The sequence below is a fragment of the Xenorhabdus hominickii genome (assembly GCF_002632725.1).
Lineage (GTDB): Bacteria > Pseudomonadota > Gammaproteobacteria > Enterobacterales > Enterobacteriaceae > Xenorhabdus > Xenorhabdus hominickii.
Genome location: NZ_NJAI01000005.1, coordinates 150,144 through 172,378, shown reverse-complemented (window position 1 = coordinate 172,378; position 22,235 = coordinate 150,144). Strand labels below are relative to the sequence as shown.

Genomic DNA, 22,235 nt, shown 5'->3' with positions numbered 1-22,235 from the left:
AAGAAATTCGGTGGTGCGGTAGTTCAGTTGGTTAGAATACCGGCCTGTCACGCCGGGGGTCGCGGGTTCGAGTCCCGTCCGCACCGCCACCGTATTTAGAAAAAACCCTGAGAGAAATCTCAGGGTTTTTTCTATTGATAAAATGTTAATTCTTTATTGATATATGAACGATTTCATCGAAGTATATTAATTTTTTTCTTATCATTCATAAGTTTCTTGACTTCCCAAACAGTCTAACGCCGATATTGTAATCAGTAATGGTTCTATATGTTATTCTTAATCATCTGAAATCTTGAGTATCAAGGGGCAAATAGAGCCGTTTAATATTTGACACATTTAATATCTGAGATAGCTACTCAGGCCGTGTTTCTTAAAATAAAGTGGTAGTATCATCATTACGGAGCATATTCTAAGAGTTTGTTTTAGGCTATGTAGCGTGATTCACCTAAATGTGATGGCTCTTGAAAAATCACTTATAACCGATTTAACAACAGCTCAAAGTCAGCCATTATCAACAAAATTTTTAACCAGTTACTGTCCAAGTTTGATGAAAAAGGCTCGATGAACCTCAAATTTTTTCTGGATGATAGTAATATTCGCACCAGCAGAGATGAGACTGACAGATAAAAGAGTTCAAGCGGGTGTGCTGTTGATGGGGGACGTATGGTAGGGCGATATTTGGCGAAAAGCTTGGCAAAAAGGGACTATGTGAGAAAGCTATATGCTAAAAGGAGAAATGCGACAAAAAACTATGCCATGCGCTATATTGCAGGTCAGCCTGTAGCGAGAGTTTTACCCACATCTACACAATTACTTGCAGACAACTCATTACCCTATGGGCAGCCGCTGCCAATCTATAATCATGAGTTTTGCGTTGCCATATGGAATATCTACAAACAACAACGCAGATCGTGGCAAGACGTTTTGGATTCTTTGATTAAGAATAGCCAACTCATTTTATTGCAGGAGGCGCAAACAACGCCTGAATTACTGGATTTTGTTGCTGCTACAGGTTTAGTTGCAGATCAAGTTCCTGCATTTTCTATCCCTCAGCACCCATCTGGTGTTATGACCTTAGCATCTTCTTCTCCCGTCTATTGTTATCCATTACGTGAAAAAGAGCCGATACTGCGATTCTCAAAATCTTCATTAATCACAATTTATTCATTACCCGATGATCGTCAATTGATGGTCATAAATGTACATGCTATTAATTTTAGTTTTGGCATTGATGTATATAGCCGACAACTTAACGACATTGGCCTTCACATTATGCTGCATCATGGCCCCATAATTTTTGCCGGTGATTTTAATACGTGGAGCCGTCAGAGGTTTAATGTGTTGGAGCACTTTGCCCAGCGGATGCAATTAAAAGAAGTTTATTTTAATGATGATCGCAGAAAGATTGTTTTTGGTAAGCCCCTGGATTTTATTTTCTATCGTGAGCTAAAAGTTTCGAGTGCATCGGTTTTAACTACGAAGGCTTCTGATCACAACCCTTTGATTGTTAAATTTGCTTTATGACATGGAAATAGTAGATAAAGGAAAAGCGCCGGAATTTCTCTGGCGCTTTTTTCGGTATTATTGATTAGATGGACGTGTTGCCGATAATTTTTTTTTGACCCCAAAGAAATAGGCCAGAGTGAGGATAAGTACCCAACCTATTCCAACATAGAGAGCATCTCTTGTCTGCTCAAAGTAGCCTAGCAATGCGATGATGCTGATCATGAAAATAATCGTAATTGCGGGAGCAATTGGCCACATCGGAATTGGAAATTTCAGTGTTTTGATCTCTTCCGCACTCATTTGATGGCGCATGGCGACATGGGAAATTAAGATCATTAACCATACCCAGACAGTCGCAAATGTTGCGACAGAGGCGATAAGAATGAATATTTCCTTAGGGATTAGATAATTTAGCACGACGCCAATCGACAGCGTTGCTGTCATGACAAGAACAGTCATCCACGGTACACCATTACGGGTCAATTTTTTGAATGACTCAGGTGCTTGTCCTTCCTGCGCCATACCGTACATCATCCTGCCGGCACCAAAAATATCACTATTGATAGCGGAAATAGCAGCCGTAATAACTACGATATTCAGGATATTTGCAGCGGAATTAATTCCCAGATTGGAAAAAATCTGTACGAATGGACTTCCTTCCTGACCAATCTGATTCCATGGATAGATGCACATTAGAATACACAGGGTCAGAACATAGAAGATCAAGATACGAAACGGGACGGCATTGATTGCTTTAGGGATCGTTTTTTCTGGATTTTTTGCTTCACTGGCGGTGATACCAATCACCTCTATACCACCAAAAGCGAACATAACAATGGCGAATGAGGCAATGACTCCACTGATGCCATTTGGCATAAAGCCGCCATGCTCCCATAAATTTGACAGACCAGTCGCGTGATCAGTTGTTTGCCCGAAACCGTAAAACATAATGGCAATGCCACCGATAATCATGGCAATGATAGCTGTGACTTTGATAATCGAAAGCCAAAACTCCATTTCCCCGAAGATTCTTACGTGGCAGAGATTCAAGGCACCAATAAAACAGACTATACCCAGAACCCAAATCCACTGATCAACATGTGGAAACCAAAGCTTCATATATGTGCCGAATGCAGTAATATCAGCAAGACAAACAAACAGCATTTCAAGTACATAGATCCAACCGGTCAAAAAACCGGCCAAAGGCCCCAGATAATGGCTGGCATATTGTGAAAAAGAACCTGAAACGGGATGATGAACGGCCATTTCGCCAAGTGCTCTCATCACAATAAATACGGCAGCACCACCGATTAGATAGGCCAGCAATACAGCGGGGCCAGCTTGCTGAATTGCTGCTGCTGAGCCATAAAACAGCCCCGTGCCTATTGCAGAGCCTAAAGCCATAAAGCGGATATGCCTTACGCTTAAGCCCTGTTTAAGCTGATTTTCATTATTTTGCATTCGTTATTTCCATCTATCTTTTCATGCCAGAGAGTATTTCAGGCATATAATGCTCTGTCTGGCATGAGATGCCAGCAAACGCAACCTCGTACCTTACCATAAAGATGGATGTCCGCGGGATAGATATCTGTAATAATAACGGGTAGTTTTAGTGAAATTAGGGTTTTTTATGATCTACCCAATAAATGAAATCTTTCAGACTTTACAGGGAGAAGGGGTATTTACCGGTGTTCCTTCGATTTTTGTTCGCTTACAGGGATGTCCGGTAGGGTGTAGCTGGTGTGATACCAAACATACGTGGGAAAAAGCAGCTGATAAACAGCAACCAATGGACAACATCTTACTAAAATCGCAGGACAGTGATATTTGGGGTGTGGCTACAGCGAGGCAATTGCTCAATATATTCACCCGACAAAACTACAGCGCGCGTCATGTTGTTATCACAGGGGGGGAACCGTGCTTATATGACTTGCGTCCCTTGACTGAAACACTGGAAAGTGAAGGTTACCAATGTCAGATAGAGACAAGTGGTACACATACAATCCAGTGTTCTGACAAAACATGGGTAACGGTTTCGCCGAAGGTAAAAATGCGTGGTGGATATCAGGTCTTGCCTGAAGCCATGAAGCGTGCGGACGAGATCAAACATCCTGTTGGACGGGAGCGCGATATTGAAGCATTGGATGAACTATTGACGATGCTCGATGGAAATCCTGTCCCGGTTATTGCCTTACAGCCTATAAGTCAGAAAGAAGAAGCGACCCGTTTATGTATAGAAACATGCATTGCCCGCAACTGGCGTTTTTCTATGCAGACTCATAAATACTTAAATATCGCCTGAGGTTTATTCAGCACCAGATCTTGGTGCTGAATCCTTATTCTCCACGATAGATACAACCTGCACTACAGGTTTCTTTGACCATGATAGCGCTGAGTTGAGTCAATGTCGGTTTTAATTGTTCCCAGATCCACTTAGCCAAGATTTCACTGGTTGGATTTTCAAGCCCAGGGATCTCATTGAGATAATGGTGATCTAGCCGTTCCCAGATAGGTTTAAACGCAGTTTTTACATCGGCAAAATCCATGATCCAGCCTGTCAGCGGATCGACCTCTCCGGTGATTTCCAGACGTACCATAAACGAGTGCCCATGCAAACGCCCGCATTTATGTCCTTCAGGAACATGTGGCAGGTGATGCGCAGCTTCAAACTGAAAATCTTTAAAGATAGTTGTACTCATGATGCTTTTCCCTGATTTCAAAAGGCCGGCTATTCTACCTGAACTTTGCAAGCTTAACGTGATTTTTCTGGAGATATAACGCACAGCGCTTAACGACTTTATCGATATATTAAATCTGTAAATAAAGTTAGGCTTTTTGGTTATGAGATATTGCGATCCTTTCTTTAAATACTCATCTTATTTTGGGATAACCTGATAATTAATCCATGTTTATTATTTTTAGATCCAATGGATTTCGAATTGTATTGAGGAAGTCATCGAATGAATGTAACCAACAAAAATATAATTTAAAGATCAATGGTATACATCATAAATTTATATGACATGGATATTGGCTATAGCAAAGGGCACTGGATAATGACTGCAAAACCACCTTCAACTGTATTACTACCTGTTTCTCCAGAACAATTATCACGTTTGCAATCAGCAACCAGTGATTTTTCCCCGCATCAATTAGCTTGGCTGTCGGGATATTTTTGGGGAATGGTGAATCACCAACCACAAACTGAGATGGCGACGCCAGCCGTTCCAGCTCAAGAAACTGTGACTTTGCTTTCTGCGTCACAAACAGGCAATGCCCGACGTTTAGCTGAACAACTCCGAGATTCGTTATTGGCAGCAAATCTTAATGTGAAATTGATTAATGCGGGTGATTATAAATTTAAGCAAATTTCTCAAGAGCGGGTATTGATTATTATCGCTTCAACACAAGGTGAAGGAGAACCCGCCGAAGAAGCAGTTGCACTGTATAAATATCTTTATTCCAAAAAAGCGCCCTCAATGAAAGAGACAGCTTATGCTGTATTTGGTTTGGGGGATACATCGTATGAAAATTTTTGTCAGGCAGGAAAAGATTTTGACAATCGTTTGAATGAGCTGGGTGCCCAGCGCCTACTGGATCGTATTGATGTGGATGTAGAATATCAGGAGCAAGCTGACCAATGGCGTCAGCAAATCACGGATATTCTGAAACAGCGTTTGCCAGTACAGGCAAAAACGACCATTTCAACTCAATCCATTCCAACTCAATCTATTTTAGTTACGCAATTGGACGCTGTAGGTGAGAAGTATACCAAAGATAATCCTCTGACAGCATCATTGCTGACAAAACAGAAAATTACGGGGTGTGGTTCTGACAAAGATGTTCGCCATATCGAAATTGATTTTGGGGATTCAGGGCTGAGTTACCAACCCGGAGACGCTCTCGGAGTTTGGTTTGAAAACGATCCCGCCTTGGTGGATGAATTAATCACATTGCTTTGGTTGGAGGGTTCTGAACAGGTCAATGTACATGGTCAGTCATTCCCATTACGTGAGGCATTGATCCATTATTTGGAGATCACCCAAAATACTGGGGTGATTGTTGAGAAATATTCCGCATTGGCGAAAGATGAAAAATTACTGGCATTAGTAGCTGATAAACAGGCATTGCAGCAATACGCCCAGAAAACGCCTATTGTGGATATGGTCAGGGACGCAGCCTCACATCCTGAACCCCAACAATTTATTGACTTGTTGCGTCCACTGACACCACGGCTTTATTCCATTTCCTCTTCACAGTCTGAAGTTGAAAACGAAGTGCATATTACGGTGGGAGTGGTTCGTTACGATATTGACGGGCGGGCTCGTACAGGTGGGGCGTCTGGTTATCTGGCTGACCGATTGCAGGAAGACGACAGCATACGCATTTTTATTGAGCATAATAACAACTTCCGCTTACCTGCTGATCCCCAAACACCTGTCATTATGATTGGACCGGGTACTGGCATCGCCCCATTCAGGGCATTCTTACAACAACGTGATAGTCAGAGAGCTGAAGGTAAAAACTGGCTATTTTTCGGTAATCCACATTTTGTTGAAGATTTTCTTTATCAGGTTGAATTCCAGCGCTACGTGAAAGATGGCTTGTTGACCCGTATTGATCTGGCATGGTCACGGGATCAACAACAGAAAGTGTATGTACAAGACAAACTGCATGAGCAGGGAGAAGAAGTCTGGCGCTGGATCCAAAACGGCGCGCATCTGTATGTTTGTGGTGATGCGAACCGTATGGCAAAAGACGTAGAGCAGGCCTTGTTGGGCATCTTTTCACAACATGGTGGAATGGACGCTGAACAGGCTGATGAATTCTTGAATGAATTGCGCGTTGAGCGCCGTTATCAGAGAGATGTTTACTAACATGAGCAATGTGAACAATAAAAAACAGGGCCCTTTGAACGTTGAAGGCAAACTTGCTGATAGTGAACGTATGAAGTTAGAAAGTGACTACTTGCGTGGAACGATCAGCGAAGATTTAAAAAATGGGCTGACAGGCGGGTTTGAGGGCGATAATTTTCTCCTTATCCGCTTTCACGGTATGTATCAGCAAGATGATCGTGATATTCGTGCTGAGCGCGCAGAACAAAAATTAGAACCCCGTCATGCCATGATGCTGCGGTGCCGCCTGCCGGGCGGTATCATTACACCTCGCCAGTGGTTGGGGATTGATCGGTTTGCGACAGAAAATACCTTATATGGCAGTATTCGGTTGACCAATCGACAGACCTTTCAATTTCATGGCATTTTGAAAAACCACCTTAAACCTGCCCATCAACTACTGGCTCAAATGGGGTTGGATTCACTGGCAACAGCTAACGACGTCAATCGTAACGTATTGTGTACCTCCAATCCCGTGCAATCAGCCTTGCACCAACAGGCTTATGAATGGGCGAAAAAGATATCGGAACATTTATTGCCTCGTACCAGCGCATATGCTGAAATTTGGCTGGATAAAGAAAAAATCGCAACAACCGATGAAGAGCCGATTCTTGGAGCAACTTATCTGCCGCGTAAATTTAAAACTTCGGTAGTTATTCCACCACAAAACGATGTGGATTTGCATGCCAATGACCTTAATTTTGTCGCTATCGCAGAAAACGACCAATTGATCGGCTTTAATCTGTTAGTGGGTGGGGGGCTGGCCATGACCCACGGCGATAAAAAAACGTTTCCGCGGTTGGCGAGTGAATTTGGTTTTATTGCATTGGAACACACATTGGCAATTGCGGAATCAGTGGTGACAACCCAACGTGATTGGGGCAATCGTACCGATCGCAAAAATGCCAAGACCAAATATACCCTTGAGCGTGTTGGTGTCGAAACCTTCAAACGGGAAGTTGAAAAACGTGCGGGTGTGAAATTTGAACCGATCCGGCCTTATGAATTTACCGGTAGAGGCGATCAAATTGGCTGGTTAAAAGGCATTGATGATCAATGGCACTTAACTTTGTTTATTGAAAATGGTCGTTTACTAGATTATCCCGGCAAGCCGTTAAAAACAGGAATTGCAGAAATTGCGAAAATTCACCAAGGTGATTTTCGTTTGACCGCCAACCAAAACCTGATTGTGGCTGGGGTTCCTGAAAGCGAAAAAACACGGATTGAGGAAATTGCTCTTCTGCATGGATTAATTGATGAGAGCGTAACGACCTTACGCCATCATTCCATGGCTTGCGTTTCATTTCCTACTTGTCCACTGGCGATGGCGGAAGCCGAGCGTTTTCTTCCAAGTTTTGTTGACCATGTTGATGCGTTGATGGAAAAACATGGTGTCGGTGATGAAGAGATTATATTGCGTGTCACGGGCTGTCCGAATGGCTGTGGTAGGGCAATGCTGGCAGAAATTGGTTTGGTCGGTAAAGCGCCTGATCGTTACAATCTGCATCTTGGTGGAAACCGCATTGGCAGCCGTATTCCCCGTATGTACAGGGAAAATATTATTTCCGCAGAAATTCTGGAAATACTGGACGAATTAATTGGCCGTTGGGCTGCAGAACGTCAGTCTGATGAATGTTTTGGCGATTTCTTGGTCCGCGTTGATATCATCAAACCTGTATTAAATTCAGCCGTTGATTTTTATGACTGGCAGGAGGCGATATGAGTCAGCCAAATTTATCGGAGTTAGAGGGGCTAACAACAGAGCAAAAAAACACCACCTTGTTTGAAATTAATCAACAATTGGAATTACTGGATGCCCGTGCACGCGTTCGTTGGGCATTGGCGAACTTATCTGGCGAGTTTGTGCTTTCCTCTAGCTTTGGTATTCAGGCGGCTGTTTGCTTGCATCTGGTGACACAGGAATATCCTGATATTCCTGTGATCCTCACTGATACGGGATATTTATTTCCTGAAACTTATCAGTTTATCGATAAGTTGACCGAAAAACTCAATCTGAACTTAAAAATATTTCGTGCAGATAATTCCTCTGCTTGGCAAGAGGCACGTTACGGAAAATTATGGGAGCAGGGTGTAGAGGGCATTGAACGTTATAATCAAATCAATAAAGTTGAGCCGATGAACCGAGCTTTGAAATCGTTGCAAGCACAAAGCTGGTTTGCGGGGTTACGTCGTCAGCAATCAGAAAGCCGGGCTAATTTACCTGTGCTGGCAATTCAACGAGACGTTTTCAAAATTCTGCCAATTATTGACTGGGACAACCGGCAAGTGCATCAATATCTAACGCAGCATGGCCTTGAATACCATCCATTCTGGGAACAAGGCTATCTTTCCGTAGGAGATACCCATACTACCCAAAAATGGGAGCTGGGCATGAGTGAAGAGCAGACCCGTTTTTTTGGTTTAAAGCGCGAATGTGGTTTACACGAAAGTTAAGTTAATATTGAGAGTCATGTTGTTTTTTTATGAGGCTGACCTCTTATAAAAGAGGTCAGCCTTTATTCATGTTGAATATTTTGCTTAATCGGTTTTGGTAACACCTTAAAAATTTGGCGAAAAATGCCGTAATAAACCCTGCCAGCATTGGGCGAGGGGTACGATGTTTTTCGCTAATTGGTGGGACTTTTCGTACAGAGCCTAAGAAGCAGCATATACACTTGGTGACCAAGCCGCGGGTGCAATCGCGAGGAAGTGTTTCAACTCGCTCACGATCGTCTCTATCGGTAAACTACTCAGCTGTGCGCCGTCGCGTCCAAGTCGTGGCATAATGTGTTGCACACCATCGTAGTGCCAGCAGAAATCTTTTGTTTCGGCTGATTGTAACGCCTGCGCTAAAATCGATAGATCACGACGCGGTCGTGGTGCAGCAGAATCTAACTCCACCCATCCTTCATAGCGCTGGTGGATGACTATGTCATCCTGCGTGACGAGAGCGATCGTCGATAATGGTGTGCGGTTGTGGAAGGCAATAGACGAAAGTCCGAAGTAACGTTGCGGTATGCGCACATATGGCACATTAGAGGTAGGTAGACGGAATATCGCAAGATCAATTTCAGGGTATTGCTCAACCGTCACGTTCTGACTGTCGAGTAACGCTTCCGTTTCCATGTGATGCCGTTCGGCATCACGCCAAAGCGCATCGTGGATTACAGAAACATCCAGCAAATCACGCAATGCTGGCAGCATTGTGCTAAAGAGTGCCGTAATACGCAAACTTTCGTTTGGTATCATTCCAGTAGCGTGTGATGTTTGTGCAGCGATTGTGTTTAGAGCGAATGCGAGTTGGCGTGCCTTTGTGTTATGACCACACGCAAAATCACCGAACCGTGCAACGTCGACGAGAAGTTGTCCGTGGCTCTGCGCGTGATCAGGCGCGATCAGTGCGTAGACAGATGCTAGTCCATCTAGATCAAAGTGGTCGGTCGTCACATGTCTCACATCAGGATACTCTGACATATCAGACAAAAAGCGAAATACGCTTTCAGTTGACAGGTTCGCTTTGTAGCGAGCCGGAGTTCGGTTTGCTGGCCAATGCGACAATGTAAGTTGCGTTGCTATATTATGGATTGCGTCGGCTGATATATTCGGCACGTCACGCGCCTCTTCGAACGGCAGGAACGCGAGGCGATCGCTGGATGATAACCGTACTTCTTGGATAGGTGATGATGAGGCTGTAGCTATAATTTTCGGCGTGAGCGCGGTAAGACGAGCACCGTCAGCATTAGGCTCGCGCAATTCAAGTTCGCCATGACGGCTAAGATCGTAATGCAGCACTGCGAGATTTTGCCGTCGTAGGTCATGTGGATTACCGTTTCGTGTAATAGCACCTCCCCCTGCAATTAGGTTTTGTAAATCAAGGAATTGGTTGTCACGGATCGCGACAACGCGGCTTGCGAGAAGCCGTAGCTCAAATCCATCAAGCCTAGCGGCAACGTCATCGTTAACTTGCACGAAGCAATCACCATCGTGAAGTGGAAGGGAACTTATCATCGAATGTCTCCTATCAATTCGGGTGCCATACTGAGATGGAACAGCAAAAATGCGGCGATCGACCAAATAACGATAGCAATGTGTGTAAGTTGCAGGCCCTCTTGCCGTATCCAGTAGCCATACCACAATCCCCCCAGTAACAGAACGAACGCACACATAGCAAAGCAGGTAATACCCACATTGAGCCATGGTAGCGCTTCTGGGTATGATGAAGCCGTCATCAGTAGCAAATAACCGCCTATCCACATGGCAATAGCGGTAATTGCCTGCAGTACCACAATAAAGGCAAGTGCAGCTCCATGCATCGCCCGTGATGTTGTTGCACGACGCAGCAACGGTGTATTCACGGGCGGTTCCTGTTTGAGAAATGCCATGCTCATCATGCGACCGACTGTGCCCGTCGTCACTGTGAATGACTGCACATTATTGATCACGCCTATTGTCGCCCATCCGGCGATCCCGAATGCATGCAGAGCCTTAAATAGATCGATTCCGGCTATCGAGTCCATGATTAGTCCTCATAATGGGTCTTCGTGGGCAGACGCTTGGCGAATTCATACAATGCGTACACGGCGTACGATAAACATAGCGAGCACCGGAGCAATCGCAAAGACTGCGAACATCCACATAGCGGCACTCTGAGCGCCAGCTAAACCGCCAGGGTCAGAGAATCCGGCAAGATTGGCCACGATACCGGCAAGTGCTGAGCCAATAGCTGTTGCATACAGTTGCACAGTTGTGATCGATGTCGACGCAAGATCTTCCTGACCAGCAGGCGCGTTCGTAAATACCTGTGTGAGCAGATGCGGCCAGGTGGCACCAATGCCGGCACCAACCGCAGCGAGCGCCACGCACATCAAGGTAAGGCTAGGAACCGGGCTGAGCAGGTGCTGCGATGGCATGATGATGGCAAGCACGATGAGCGCAAGCACAACGAGAATCGGGCCACGCCGCACAAGCGCCTGCGCAGTATGTGCGCTGCGTCCGGAGCTGAATAGCGAGCCAGCCGTCCAACCCGCCGCCATCAGTGCAGTCGCATAGCCAGCGATTAACGGCTGATAGCCGTGGATGGTTTGCAGAAAATACGGTACGAATATCTCGCTCGTCATACCGATTACAAGCAGGCTCATGCACGCATAAATTGCGCCAAGAGGCGCGCGTATATCGTAAGCGCCGGTCGGCAGCAGTTTAATTTTCGACTTATGATCAAAGCGCGCAATCAACGCGAAGATCACGAGGCCAGCTATGACACCGCCGATGTTTGCAAAAACTTCCTTCGACAGGCTTGCGACCGATATGATGAGTACCGATACACCGAGCAGCAGAATCTTGCCAATTGCGGCTCGCTCCGTTTGTGCACTAGATTTCTCATAGGCCGGCAACTGGACGAGCACGATCACCGCCAGCACGGCGGCAACAGGCAAAAGAGCGATAAATGCGAGACGCCAGGTGTCTGAGTGCGCAAAGATGCCGCCGATTGCAGGGCCGCAGAGTGTGGCGATACCCCACATGCCGGACACCATCGCCATTGCACGGGGCCACAACCGCCCATCGAATACGATACGAATGAGTGCGTAGCTGAGTGCAAACAGGATGCCACCGCCGAAGCCCTGCACAAATCGTCCAACAAGCATCCACAACATGTCTTTTGCACTTGCGCACACGAGTGTCCCCCCACAGAACACAATGAGAGCGACGAGATAAGCAGCACGCGGTCCGAAACGGCTTAGTACGTTTTTGGACAATGGTGCGCCAATAATCGACGCGACCATGAACAACGTGGTGTTCCATGCATAGTACTCAAGCCCACCAATATCTCGTACGACGGACGGTAGGATTGTCGTCGCGATATAGATATTGATCGCATGTAGCGCAACTCCCCCTGCAAGCGCAATTGAGAGCAAGCCGTTACGTCCGGAAAGCAGTTCTCCCCAAGAGGGAGTATTGTTAGAACTCATGGACTACCTCGTTTGTTAATAGGTTGAAAATGGTTATCAGTTCGGAGAAAAATGCTGCGAGATGAGATATGGATTACTCTCAAGCATTTCGATTTCTGGTGAATAAATCTCAATTACAAGACCGTCAGGATCTTCGAAGTAGAAAGCGGTACGCACACGATCCAGTCCCAAATGATAGCCAGGAGTTGGGCCGTTGCCTTTTACGATCTTGATATTGCTGTCTGCCTCTACTATTACAGCGATCGATTTGACACCTTCAGGGTCTGTGCGCACGCCAAAATGGTAACCTGGTGGGTAAACAACGGTATCCGTTTGTTCGATAAAAAAGTCGAAGCCGTTTAGCTCCATCACAACCTTCTTTGGACCTAGATTATAGCAATAGGATGCTCCTAAGATTCGATGATAGAAATCGACAGATTTGTCAAGATTTCGAGCAAGGATGTTAATATGATTCACTCGTAGTTCGCGCGGCTTGCCATCTTCAGGTTTGTCACGTAGGCGCCGCCACATCTTGATACAGGCAGTGAATGTAGCGAAGCTTGCAAGCCAGTCACGTACGATATCGGCTGACTCTCCCATAGATTTCATCTCAAGTGCGAAGGGATAGCCGAACACACCCTGAGGAACTTCGTGCCATGCTGCAGATGCTTCACCGCCGATACTTTCCCGATCGATACAAACCTGTGCAACAGCAATCGGCCCAACTTCAGCTAGTCTATTGTTATTTATAACATTCGGTGTACCACTCGAAAGTACAAACACCCCATCCGGCGTTGTACTGCCCACCTCTACTATACTCAATCGGTAGCCGGCTACTGTGCATTGCTCGGATAATACACGAGTGACCTGTTCTGCGTCTGTTGGATTAATATCAAGATTGATCAGTTTGAAGACAAGCATAGTTATACCTCACTAGCAGGGCGTTGACCGATGAGAAGTGTATAGCGGCCAATTGAGTGCTCACTGATAGACAAGCCATTCTCATGCACAGCGCGCGCTATCCACTGAGTCGGATGTAGTTCGCCGTGATTGGTGTTAATCATCATATGGAGTGAGAAGTCAGCAGATAGCGCGGGAGTGATACGATTTTCATCCATTGTCATTGTGAGGATCAAGAGTACTCCACCGGGATTAACAATATTGGATGCGTAGCGGATCACTGTAAGTACTTCTGTTTCATCAAAGTAGTGAAGGCAGTCGTTCAACATAACTACGTCAGCGGCTGCTTTCTCGAAGTTGAGAGGATCAAGCAGGTTTTTCTCACAAAACTTAAGCCGTCCACTGAGGCCGTATGCTTCAATAGTTTTTTGCGCAGCATCTCGGGTCGTTGGTAGATCCCATATCTGGCCTATCAGTTGTGGATGACAACGTAACGCCTCTGCGAGGTAGGTACCGTGTCCACCGGCAAGGTCGATCGACGTATTTGCGTTCGTGAAAACACTGAGGCCGCTCACGATGTCGCGCATGGGCTGGCTCAAGCGTACCATTGCGTCATTAAACGCGTTGCGAGCGCGTTCATCGCGCATGAAACGGTTTTCCTGTTGGAAGTCGAGAGGTTTTTCGCTACGTAGAACTTCTCCAATCCGGGGCCAGTTATCCCACTGCAAATGCTGATGTTCAATAATCGCGCCTATGTAGTCGGAACTAGTACTTGTCAAGTATCGCGTAGTTAACTCAGTGTTCAAAAATTCGTTGCCATCCTTCCTCAGAAGCCCGAGAGCAACAAGAGCGTTTAACAGGATAGATACCTTACTCTCGACCATGTTAAAATTCTTGGCAATTTTGGCCGATGTACAATTTTCCTGTGTCAAATCAAATAGCTTTTCGGCAACGGCATAGTGCAGGACTGCCGATTGCCGGTATTGGTCGGACAATTTCACCAAGTCGACGACTGAAGTCAGTGCAATTTTGTCGTTTGCCGACTCATAAATTGTCTCAGCTGCTAGTTCGATCATTGAAGTCCCTCGTTAAATAATATGATTTTTGAGAAGCTGGTACGCCTTGCTACACTATTGATAGGTTATCCTTCTGCTGGAAAACCTGCTCATCGCAAAGGTGCTGTCTTCAGATACGCTACTACAGTTATAAAGTGGTCTAATCACAATTCTGACCATGCTTAAAGCGACTCTACGAGCCGAAAACCCATCGCGTAGATATCACGCTGATAGCGGCCATGACGACGTGTGCAGCGTGCCAGATCGCCAAAGCGCGTGAAGCTACCACCACGTGCGACCCGATAGCTACCCTGAGTGCTTGCTAGATCATCGTTAATCACATTGCCTCCAGGGTAGGGATAATAATCGTCGGCGACATATTCCTCGACATTGCCAGCAAGATCGTCGATTCCAAATGTGCTACGACCAAGAGGAAATATACCAACAGGCGTTGTCGATAAGGGCCCTGCTTCGACCGTATTGGCTGCGTAAGGATTAAACTCGTTACCCCACGGATACTCGGATCCAGTACCTCCAGAAGCTGCATACTCCCATTCAGCTTCACTAGGCAACCGAAAACGCCGACCCGTAGCCCTGCTCAGCCAATTTGCATACGCTTCTGCTGCTTCCGGAGGGATAGACCAGACTGGATGATTTGCTTTCTCGCTTGGGTAGACACCGAAGGACCAAGACGTCGGAAGCCATGGCGCACTCATTTGCTCAAGAAAGAGCCGATATTCGAGATTTGTGACTGGATAGCGCATAATCCGGAATTCCTTGATTTCCACGTTGTAGCGTGGGCATTCCTTAGCTATCCATTCCTCGATTACACCGACACATTCCCATTCGGCAATTACCTGTGGAACTTGCTCCGGTGCAGTGCCGAGCCAAACGCTTGCACCGGGTACATCACACATTTCAGGATCAAGCGGACGGATACGTGGATCGCCAGAAAAGCTGAGCAATGTACCCGCTGCGTAACGGCGTTCGAATGGCGTAGACGGATTCTGCGCGATTGCTATCCACTCTGCAGGCTCAAATTGCAGTAGATCGAGATGCATTGAAAATACCGTCGTGGGCATGCGCGCAACGAATAGATTTTCTGGCAGTGCCATCGCTGCACGATCACTGAGATAATTAGGGTTGTCGGCGAGCATAAGTTTCATGGGCATGGCCTCATCTCAGTAAGAACACGATTTTCTAACCGTCATAACTAAATAGTTCAGTCCGGCTTTTGGACGCGGTACTCGATGCACACTAACAAGAGTGAAATGCGTGATGTGCAACAACTCGATAAGCTCAGACTCTGTGAACTCACGATAAAGCCGTTGCGTTTTATTTGCATACAGCCGTCCTGGCTCTTTCGACTCAAACACTGATATTGTGAAGAGCCCAGTTGAACGTAAAAGCTCGTGGATGCGCCTGAGATATATAATGTATTCGTCTGGATGTTGGTGATGTAGACAGCCGTTGTCTAGCACTCCATCAAAAAGGTTCTCACCATCAAGATTAGTCACGGGTGTTGTGCTAAATAGAACCTGATTGCCCCAGTTCTGCACTAGTTGTGCCCACTCGGGGAGTTCAACAAGGTCAATCGCTGTGACCCGATGACCTTGAGCTAGTAAGAACTGGGTATCACGTCCGCGACCTGCGCCAACGTCTAGGACATCGGAAGAACGACCAAGATGAGCATGCAAGATAGTACTTGCCTGCTGCATTGCGGCCTCTTCGGTCCAGACGTCTCGTCCCTCGTTATAACTCGACACAAAATCCGAGCGTAATACCTCTTCATAGTCGTGTGGTGCTGTGCTTGGAACGTCAACGGGAACGATTACCCGCTGAGTATCAATATAATGCGGTTTAGTGCCACTGCTCATATGTGCTCCAGCGGGATGTGATAGACATTGCCGTCATATGAACTTGCAAGAAACACATGTGTGAGCGGATCGTAGCTGAGGGACGACACTCCCGCAGTCGTTACCTGCTCATTGATTACCCAGAGGCTATCGATACGGTCATAAATAGCAACACGGCCGTTATAGCTGCCAGTCGCGACATAGCGACCGTCAACTCCTGCCGCAACACATTTGATCGAGTGTGTGTGGGGAGTCGAGATTACATCCACATGATGATTTGGTGACCATATCCGCAATTTCAGATCGCGGCTTACCGATGCAAAATAGCCGTCACTGAGGCCGATACAGCCATTCGCGATCTTCTCGTGTGCATTCTTAAGCATGCATACCTGCTCAAGTGTTGACACACGATACCAAGTCGCTGACGCGTCTGCCGCAATGGAGAAAATCAGATCACCAGAGATGGCAATGCCCTTAACCGCGTTACCATGCAGTGGCAGGTCAGCGACGTGCGTTACTTGCGAACCATCTATACGCAGCACAATACCTTCACCCGTGTATGCACCGAGCACCGCATGATCGATGCCATTGCGCTTGAACGCCACTCCGCAGTTTAGTGGGGAACGATGCTGGTACAACTCGCGACCAGTACGCGCATCAAACACTTTGCCGAGTTGCCCACCTGTCAGGATCACGTCACCTACGGGCGTGAGAAAGTTGCATAGACTGCCCGTGCGTGCGTGTTCACGCTGATCGACCCATACGATGCCTGCATCACCAATCGTCCATTGTTGGCCATCGACTAACACGGCTGCATTGACGACGAGTGTTGGCGCTAGCTCAGTCAAATCCCAGTCATTGGATTTCCAGTTGTACAGACGATAGCTGGCTTGGAAAGTCGCGAACACAATGTGATCATCACCTTCGAAAGAGCATGAACGCGGCCATACTTCAGGCGGCAACGACGCGCTCACGAGTTCTTCCAAATGCCCAAATGGATCCACTTTCCATAGCCGCATTGTGCGATCGTATGATAGAGACACTAAAAGGCCTCTGTTATGGTCGAGTACAAGACGTTTTACACCCGCATCATGTGCCCTAAATGTCACCTGCGAACCGTCAGTATAGATTGAAATTATCTCTCCTTCGTCGTTGCCTGCGAATATGCGTCCGTCTGCTGCGATAGCGATCGTATCGGTTTCGATGCCATCGAGATCGATGTCAGCGACGAGGCTGTTTTTCTCAAGTGACCAACGCTTGATCGTACCGTCGTCGCTTGACGAGACAAGTTCGTCGGCATTATGCATCCATTCAACCGAGATTACGTCAGCTGAATGGCCTTTGAACGTATGTAGCAGCTTGCCACTGAAATCGTACACCCGAACGTGATGATCGCGTGAAGCAGTTGCGACCAGAGGCTTATTCGGATGAAATACGCTCATTTCTACATCGTCCTCATGATCGGCGAACACAGCGACCAACCGTAAGTCGGGGACAGTCCAGAGCCGAGCACTATAATCTGATGATGATGTAACGGCATAAGCACCATCGGGCGAGAACACTCCCTGATTCGCTAGGTGATCGTGCATTGCACGGACGAGTGGACGTTGGGTCTTGGCATCCCACAAGATAATCTGGTTATCGTAGCCTGCTGTTAAGACGTACTTATCACGGTATGCGGCAATTCCGCTGATCGGTGCATGATGAGTGATCATTGGAGTTCCTCGCCAAGGTTTATGGTGTGATGGTGTTTGTCGATCTTCGTGCGCAAATAGCGGTGATTCGTACTATTGACGAACACTCCGGTCTGTAACACGTGCTTGACACTAATCCCGCTTCTCTCGAGCTGCGAAATCTTGTCCGGATTATTAGTAACAAGGGATATCTCGAAAATACCAAGTGCCTGCAGCATCTCTGCGGCTACGCGAAAATCACGCATGTCTTCAGGAAAATTGATCGCTTGGTTTGCAGCGTACGTATCGAGGCCTTGTGAAATCTGCAAGTCATACGCGTCAAGTTTGTTGTACAATCCGATACCGCGACCTTCTTGGCGTAGATAGAGCAGGATGCCACCAAGCTTACCGAGCATGGTAATCGCTTCGTCGAGCTGCTCGCCGCAGTCACAAAGCGCAGAACCGAACACATCACCTGTTAGGCATTCGGAATGCACACGAACATGCGGTGAGCTGCTGAGCGGTTCAAAAACGATTGCAAGATGTTCTCCAGTGTCGCAAAGACCAGAGAACGTTACCATCTCGGCTTCAAACCTCTGGTGACTGCTACGAAGATGTATGGGAACTTTGACACGGGTCCGAACAGATGCGCTCACTGTTGTTGAGGTTATTCGAGCTTTATTCATTCTGTATTTCTCGCAGTTAATCAGTATTTTGTTTGGCCACATTAGTTGGCAATCGATAAATTACTCGCCCATCGTAGAAACAGCTTCGCAAAAGGCCAGCAACTTGCCAGTGCAAACAACAGGAACGGCATCTTTTCGGCAAAATGAAAATTACAGTTGAGTCGAAATCAGACATCAAGCAGAACCTTCTATGACCATTGAATTCCGTATGGCGTATGCGTGAACTTGCCCAGTTTGTGGTCATTTTATTTTATAAATCCATCATTCCATAAATGAATGGATTAATTACATAATTAGACGAATTATGTAATCTATGTCGCAAATATTTAGGTTTTAAGCTGTTATTATATAAAAATGAATAATCACACCACCTATGCTATTAGCGAAATGGCGGATTTCGCCAAGACACTTGGGCATTCACATCGATTGACCTTGCTTGAGGCAATCTTTCGACACGAAAGCTCGGTAGAACATTTGGCAGAAATATCGGGTCTCTCTATCACCAATACTTCACAACATTTGCAGCAATTGCGACGTGCTGGATTCGTCCAAACCCGCCGCGAAGGCAAGCATGTCCTGTATCGGATTGGTGATGGTCCAGTTGCAAATATACTGAGCGCGTTACGAGACTATCTTGCTTATCAGCAAACCGAGATTCAGCGTGTCGTTTCCGACAGCATTCATCATCCAGGACATTTAGAAGGTGTCTCTATTGAAGAACTGCTCCGCAGGCAGGAGGAAGGTGTACTACTGCTGGACGTGCGCTCGGAAGAGGATTATGCGGCAGGACATATTCCGGGAGCTATTAACATCCCAACAGAAGTGCTCGGACACCACCTTGAAGAGCTGCCTCGTAATCAGGATATCCTCGCCTATTGTGGTGGACGATATTGTGTGCTCTCTATTCAGGCTGTTTCATTACTGCGATCCAAAGGATTCAAAGCACTACGCCTTGGAGATGGATTACCAGGATGGCGAGCAGCAGGTTTGCGTGTGGAAGCTCTAGGACGTTGATCCCCATCTGTATACTGCACCGAGTCTTCTCACGACCATAACAACCCGTCTCTGACCATGAAAGCCAGCGTAAGACTTGTCATGAATAAGCAGCGATCTTTGACGTAGGAAGACTCGCCCGGAGGGCGGGGAGCAGTCACCTTATGCGATTCAGGAACAAATAATTCCTTTTTGTCATTTCATAACCTGATCGTGGCCTCATATATTCATTATCTAGTACTCATAATAATTAATAGGTTGTATACCCAATAAATTTCAAATTGCAGCACAGACAACAAAACTGCAATGTGAAAGATGAAGGGAACACGTACAGCTTTTACACTGGATGATCTGCCACCGTGGACTATTTACCCTTATTTGTTGAGCTCAAAGCCCGATCTGTACTGCTGGTGGGCGGCGGAGAAATCGCCTCCCGCAAGTCGAGCTTATTGTTGCGTACAGGTGCCAAGCTAAAGATTGTGGCGCCTGAACTGCATCTTGAATTGCAACAACGCTATCAAAAGGGCGAGTTTGAGTGGTTACAGGGAACGTTTAAACCAGAATATCTTGCTGGCGTATTTTTGGTGATTGCAGCGACTGACGATTCTATTCTCAACGAATATATTTTTACAGAAGCCAATAATCGTTCTATTTTGGTGAATGTCGTCGATAATCAGCCACTTTGTTCTGCTATTTTTCCCTCAATTATTGATCGTTCTCCGATTATGGTTGCGATCTCATCGGCAGGAAAAGCCCCTGTATTGACCAAATCACTGCGAGAAAAACTGGAGTCTTTGTTGCCATTTCATCTTGGCACAATGGCAAAAATTGCGGGGGGCTGGCGTGGACGTGTGAAACAGCACCTTACTTCCATGCGTCAACGGCGCCACTTTTGGGAAAAAGCATTTAATGGACGTTTTTCCACTCTGATCGCGAACGGGCAACTTAAACAAGCAGAAGAGCAGCTAGAGCAGGAGTTGCTCCATATCCAAGAACACCGTCAAGGCGAGTTGGCATTGGTTGGGGCGGGGCCGGGTGATCCGGGACTGCTGACCTTAAAGGGATTGCAGGTGATCCAGCAGGCTGATGTCGTACTGTATGATCATCTGGTTAGTGCGGAAATTTTGGAATTAGTGCGCCGTGATGCAGACAAGATCTGCGTTGGAAAAAGAGCGGGAAATCACTCAGTTGCACAGGAAGAAACTAACACGCTTATCATCAAACTGGCGAATCAGGGGAAAAAAGTGGTTCGCTTAAAAGGCGGCGATCCATTTATCTTCGGTCGTGGTGGAGAAGAATTACAAATTGCCGCAGCGGCAGGTATTCCTTTTCAGGTTGTACCCGGCATTACAGCGGCAGTGGGCGCATCGGCTTATGCAGGTATCCCATTGACTCACAGAGAACATTCGCAAAGCGTCACTTTTATTACAGGCCACTGCCATGAAAATGGCAATGATCTGGATTGGCCGGCATTGGCGAGAGGTAATCAAACACTGGCAATTTATATGGGCGTCATAAAGTCAGCCCTGATTAGCCAGAAACTCATTTCACATGGGAGAGATGCCAATACCCCTGTTGCGGTCATTGGCTGTGGCACTCGACCTGAACAGCAAGTGTTGACCGGAACATTGTCTGAACTCGAACGGTTGGCACAGAACGCACCATCGCCCGCATTATTGGTGGTGGGAGAGGTGGCTCAACTCCACCACCAAATAGCATGGTTCGGGCATCAAGCGCAGTCAATTGATCAAACACAGTCTGTCGCCCACATAAACCGCCATTCTGTTATTGACTTAGACTAAGGATCTATCAATGGACGAAAAAAGACTGACCCATTTGCAGCAACTTGAAGCTGAAAGCATCCATATCATTCGTGAAGTGGCTGCTGAATTTGCTAATCCAGTAATGCTTTATTCCATTGGTAAAGATTCCTCGGTGATGCTGCATCTCGCACGTAAGGCATTTTATCCGGGGAAATTGCCTTTTCCTTTATTACATGTTGATACGGGATGGAAATTTCGGGATATGTACGACTTCCGTGATCGCACAGCGGAAAAATACGGTTTTGAATTGTTGACTTATCGTAATCCCCAAGGTGAAGTACTGGGAATTAACCCGTTTATTCACGGTAGTGCAAAGCATACTGACATCATGAAAACGGAAGGGCTGAAACAGGCGCTGGATAAATACGGCTTTGATGCCGCGTTTGGTGGCGCGAGGCGCGATGAAGAAAAATCGCGGGCTAAAGAACGTATCTACTCATTTCGTGACCGTTCCCACCGCTGGGATCCTAAAAATCAGCGCCCGGAGCTCTGGCGCAACTATAACGGCCAGATCAACAAAGGGGAAAGCATCCGGGTCTTCCCGTTATCTAATTGGACTGAATTGGATATCTGGCAATACATTTATCTGGAACAAATCGAAATTGTTCCTCTGTATTTTGCCAAACCGCGCCCTGTTATTCAGCGAGAAGGGGCGTTGATTATGGTTGATGATGATCGAATCAACCTGAAATCCGGAGAAGTTATTAGTCAGCGCAAAGTACGCTTCAGAACACTTGGCTGCTGGCCGCTGACAGGTGCGGTGGAATCGGAAGCCGAATCGCTGCCGGAAATCATAGAAGAAATGTTGATATCGACAACCAGTGAGCGGCAGGGGCGGCTGATTGACAGTGATCAATCTGGTTCGATGGAACTGAAAAAACGTCAGGGTTATTTTTAAGGAGT

The 22,235-nt window shown here is 46.5% G+C and carries 19 protein-coding genes and 1 tRNA gene; 9 read left to right on the top strand and 11 right to left on the bottom strand.

Annotated elements, in window-relative coordinates:
- Nucleotides 1-12: 12 nt before the first annotated feature.
- Nucleotides 13-89 (top strand) — tRNA-Asp (locus Xhom_RS15670).
- A 574-nt stretch (nt 90-663) separates the two neighbouring features.
- Complete coding sequence (locus Xhom_RS15665; RefSeq protein ID WP_084023261.1) at nt 664-1,524, top strand: endonuclease/exonuclease/phosphatase family protein; 861 nt, start codon at nt 664-666, stop codon at nt 1,522-1,524.
- 57 nt (nt 1,525-1,581) lie between these two features.
- Here the strand turns inward: Xhom_RS15665 and Xhom_RS15660 are convergent, their stop codons facing one another.
- Nucleotides 1,582-2,967 carry an amino acid permease gene (locus Xhom_RS15660; protein ID WP_069318102.1) on the bottom strand — a complete coding sequence of 462 codons (1,386 nt, stop codon included), beginning with the start codon at nt 2,965-2,967 and terminating at the stop codon, nt 1,582-1,584.
- Nucleotides 2,968-3,136: 169 nt separating this feature from the next.
- Here Xhom_RS15660 and queE point away from each other — a divergent pair, with 169 nt between their 5' ends.
- Nucleotides 3,137-3,808 (top strand): 7-carboxy-7-deazaguanine synthase QueE, encoded by a 672-nt coding sequence (gene queE, locus Xhom_RS15655; protein WP_069318103.1) that lies wholly within the window; start codon nt 3,137-3,139, stop codon nt 3,806-3,808.
- Nucleotides 3,809-3,842: 34 nt separating this feature from the next.
- Here queE and queD read toward each other — a convergent pair whose 3' ends face one another.
- Nucleotides 3,843-4,205: a 6-carboxytetrahydropterin synthase QueD gene (queD, locus tag Xhom_RS15650; protein ID WP_069318104.1), complete on the bottom strand. Its 363-nt coding sequence runs from the start codon at nt 4,203-4,205 to the stop codon at nt 3,843-3,845.
- Between the two features lie 357 nt (nt 4,206-4,562).
- Between queD and cysJ the strand changes: the two genes are divergently transcribed.
- From cysJ to Xhom_RS15635, 3 genes are read left to right on the top strand one after another with little or no spacing between them, the layout of a single operon-like run.
- A complete protein-coding gene (cysJ, locus tag Xhom_RS15645) occupies nt 4,563-6,383 on the top strand; it encodes an NADPH-dependent assimilatory sulfite reductase flavoprotein subunit (protein WP_069318105.1) in 1,821 nt (606 codons plus the stop codon).
- A 1-nt stretch (nt 6,384) separates the two neighbouring features.
- The gene (gene cysI / locus Xhom_RS15640) at nt 6,385-8,124 is read left to right on the top strand and encodes an assimilatory sulfite reductase (NADPH) hemoprotein subunit (RefSeq protein WP_069318106.1); all 1,740 of its coding nucleotides are present in this window, start codon (nt 6,385-6,387) and stop codon (nt 8,122-8,124) included.
- On the top strand, nt 8,121-8,855 hold the full coding sequence (locus tag Xhom_RS15635; RefSeq protein ID WP_069318107.1) for a phosphoadenylyl-sulfate reductase: 735 nt from the start codon (nt 8,121-8,123) through the stop codon (nt 8,853-8,855). Before cysI ends, Xhom_RS15635 begins: the two co-directional genes overlap by 4 nt.
- Before the next feature lie 201 nt (nt 8,856-9,056).
- Here Xhom_RS15635 and Xhom_RS15630 read toward each other — a convergent pair whose 3' ends face one another.
- The 9 genes from Xhom_RS15630 to Xhom_RS15590 all read right to left on the bottom strand — a co-directional run bounded on the left by Xhom_RS15630 (nt 9,057) and on the right by Xhom_RS15590 (nt 18,516).
- Nucleotides 9,057-10,370, bottom strand: a complete 1,314-nt coding sequence (locus tag Xhom_RS15630; protein ID WP_232326180.1) for a DUF6687 family protein — start codon at nt 10,368-10,370, stop codon at nt 9,057-9,059.
- Nucleotides 10,371-10,405: 35 nt separating this feature from the next.
- Nucleotides 10,406-10,918: a DUF2165 family protein gene (locus Xhom_RS15625; protein ID WP_069318109.1), complete on the bottom strand. Its 513-nt coding sequence runs from the start codon at nt 10,916-10,918 to the stop codon at nt 10,406-10,408.
- Between the two features lie 45 nt (nt 10,919-10,963).
- Entirely contained in the window at nt 10,964-12,367 is a 1,404-nt protein-coding gene (locus tag Xhom_RS15620) for an MFS transporter (protein ID WP_069318110.1), read from the bottom strand.
- Nucleotides 12,368-12,403: 36 nt separating this feature from the next.
- Nucleotides 12,404-13,267 (bottom strand): VOC family protein, encoded by an 864-nt coding sequence (locus Xhom_RS15615; RefSeq protein WP_069318111.1) that lies wholly within the window; start codon nt 13,265-13,267, stop codon nt 12,404-12,406.
- 2 nt (nt 13,268-13,269) lie between these two features.
- On the bottom strand, nt 13,270-14,322 hold the full coding sequence (locus tag Xhom_RS15610) for a methyltransferase (protein ID WP_069318112.1): 1,053 nt from the start codon (nt 14,320-14,322) through the stop codon (nt 13,270-13,272).
- Between the two features lie 161 nt (nt 14,323-14,483).
- Nucleotides 14,484-15,467 carry a formylglycine-generating enzyme family protein gene (locus Xhom_RS15605; RefSeq protein ID WP_069318113.1) on the bottom strand — a complete coding sequence of 328 codons (984 nt, stop codon included), beginning with the start codon at nt 15,465-15,467 and terminating at the stop codon, nt 14,484-14,486.
- A gap of 15 nt (nt 15,468-15,482) precedes the next feature.
- On the bottom strand, nt 15,483-16,178 hold the full coding sequence (locus tag Xhom_RS15600; protein ID WP_069318114.1) for a class I SAM-dependent methyltransferase: 696 nt from the start codon (nt 16,176-16,178) through the stop codon (nt 15,483-15,485).
- A complete protein-coding gene (locus tag Xhom_RS15595) occupies nt 16,175-17,872 on the bottom strand; it encodes a WD40 repeat domain-containing protein (RefSeq protein ID WP_069318115.1) in 1,698 nt (565 codons plus the stop codon). Before Xhom_RS15595 ends, Xhom_RS15600 begins: the two co-directional genes overlap by 4 nt.
- A complete protein-coding gene (locus Xhom_RS15590) occupies nt 17,869-18,516 on the bottom strand; it encodes a GTP cyclohydrolase II (protein ID WP_069318573.1) in 648 nt (215 codons plus the stop codon). The genes Xhom_RS15595 and Xhom_RS15590 overlap by 4 nt, the downstream gene beginning before the upstream one ends.
- A gap of 354 nt (nt 18,517-18,870) precedes the next feature.
- Between Xhom_RS15590 and Xhom_RS15585 the strand changes: the two genes are divergently transcribed.
- The 3 genes from Xhom_RS15585 (at nt 18,871) to cysD (ending at nt 22,230) form a co-directional block, all read left to right on the top strand.
- Nucleotides 18,871-19,530, top strand: a complete 660-nt coding sequence (locus tag Xhom_RS15585; RefSeq protein ID WP_069318116.1) for an ArsR/SmtB family transcription factor — start codon at nt 18,871-18,873, stop codon at nt 19,528-19,530.
- A 338-nt stretch (nt 19,531-19,868) separates the two neighbouring features.
- Nucleotides 19,869-21,311: a siroheme synthase CysG gene (gene cysG / locus Xhom_RS15580; RefSeq protein WP_069318117.1), complete on the top strand. Its 1,443-nt coding sequence runs from the start codon at nt 19,869-19,871 to the stop codon at nt 21,309-21,311.
- A gap of 10 nt (nt 21,312-21,321) precedes the next feature.
- A complete protein-coding gene (gene cysD, locus Xhom_RS15575) occupies nt 21,322-22,230 on the top strand; it encodes a sulfate adenylyltransferase subunit CysD (protein ID WP_069318118.1) in 909 nt (302 codons plus the stop codon).
- The last annotated feature ends 5 nt before the right edge of the window (nt 22,231-22,235 follow it).